This is a genomic window from Lactobacillus sp. UMNPBX4 (assembly GCF_002554115.1).
Taxonomy (GTDB): Bacteria; Bacillota; Bacilli; order Lactobacillales; family Lactobacillaceae; genus Lactobacillus; species Lactobacillus gallinarum.
Map to the genome: position 1 here is coordinate 1 of NZ_PCZF01000107.1, position 1,664 is coordinate 1,664.

General features: G+C 34.5%; 1 protein-coding gene. It reads left to right on the forward strand.

What is annotated here, in order from left to right; translation table 11 throughout:
- Positions 1 to 168: 168 nt before the first annotated feature.
- Positions 169 to 1,539 (forward strand): IS4 family transposase, encoded by a 1,371-nt coding sequence (locus tag CP355_RS09885; protein ID WP_098044444.1) that lies wholly within the window; start codon positions 169 to 171, stop codon positions 1,537 to 1,539.
- Positions 1,540 to 1,664 lie beyond the last annotated feature (125 nt).

Genomic DNA, 1,664 nt, shown 5'->3' on the forward strand with positions numbered 1-1,664 from the left:
CAATGTCATTAAGTTAAGACATTGACAATTAAGGGTGCTTTTTTAGAGATCGAATCATTTGGATTCGATCTCTTTTTTTGTATAAAATAAAGGCGAAAAGACCTGCCTTTTCGCCTATCTTATATATTTTAAACCTTCAAAATTATTGCCAGAAAGCTGGTGTTAATTATGAAAGCCCTTCATAAGAATATTCTAGAACGTCTTGATCAAATTATCAATAATACTGGGGATCATATTCACGATTTTATTAATAATCCTCATGCTTTTACCAGGAAACGCACTTTAGATGCAGCGACAGTCCTTAAAACTACAATTAACATGCAAGGTCAGAATTTAAACAGTGAACTCTTTAGAGCTTTTGGCGAAGATGCAACTAAAAAGAACGATAAAGTAGTTAGTACTTCTGCCTATGTTCAACGCAAAAGCCAGCTTTCTCCTGCTTGTTTTAAACATATTCTGACTGTTTTTAATCAAAATCTATTTAATATTCAACTTTTTGATCATCACTACCGTTTGTTTGCCATTGATGGCTCTGACTTTAATCAAATCTGGAATCCGAAATCGAATAACATTGTACAAGCTTCTTCTCATAAAAAGAAACCCTATTGTCAAATTCACGTTAATGCCTTATATGATCTATTGAATAATACCTACCAGGATTGTATTTTTCAGCCTAAATCAGAAATGGATGAACGCAAAGCGGCTGTTCAAATGCTTAAAGCTTTGAATTGTGGTCCATATATTGTAACAATGGATCGTGGCTACACTAGTTTCAATATGATTGAAAACTGCAATCGCCTGCCTAACTGTCATTACATAATACGAACTAAGGCTGGAAAAGGCGGAGTTAAAGAAATAACGACATTGCCTGATCAAGAATGTGATCGTGAGATTTCCTGCCTGGTAACTACTTCTAACTATTACTACATCACGCATAAAGCCAGTGAGAATATTCACCATGTCCAGCATCATTATCGCCAATATATTAAGTATCGCTCTAAAAATACCCAGGATCTAAGCTGGGATTTTGGCGAGTTATGCACAATAAAATTTCGAGCCTGCAAATTTAGAATTAATGATGCCAAATCAGGCAAAGAAGAATGGGAAGTTGTGCTAACCAATCTTGATCGAAAAAATTATCCGCTAAAAAGAATTAAAGAGCTTTATCATCTGCGTTGGGGTATTGAGACCTCCTTCAAGAAATTGAAGTATTCTTTAGGCAGCGTACAGTTCCATTCCAAACAAGATAAATTTATTGAAATGGAAATTTATGCCCATATGATTATGTTTAATGCAATCAGTCAAATTGATGCACAGGCCTATATTCCGCAAAAGCATTGCAAGTATCAATATGCCATCAATTTCAAGCAATCATGCTTGATTATTCAGAGCATGTATTTGGCTTCTTCTTCAACGCAAGATTTTGAACGGATCCTTATTCAGATCAGCTATTATACCATTCCAATTAGACCAGGCCGCAAGGACAAGAGAAATATTAAGCCCAAATCAGCTGTATATTATTTATATCGCGTAGCTTAAAAAAGCAGAATCTGTGCTATGCCTTATTTGTTGTACGAAAAAAGCACCAATTTAACCAATTAAATGTTAAATCAGTGCTTTAAAAGTCTAATATTAATTGTCAATGTCTTAACTTAATGACATTG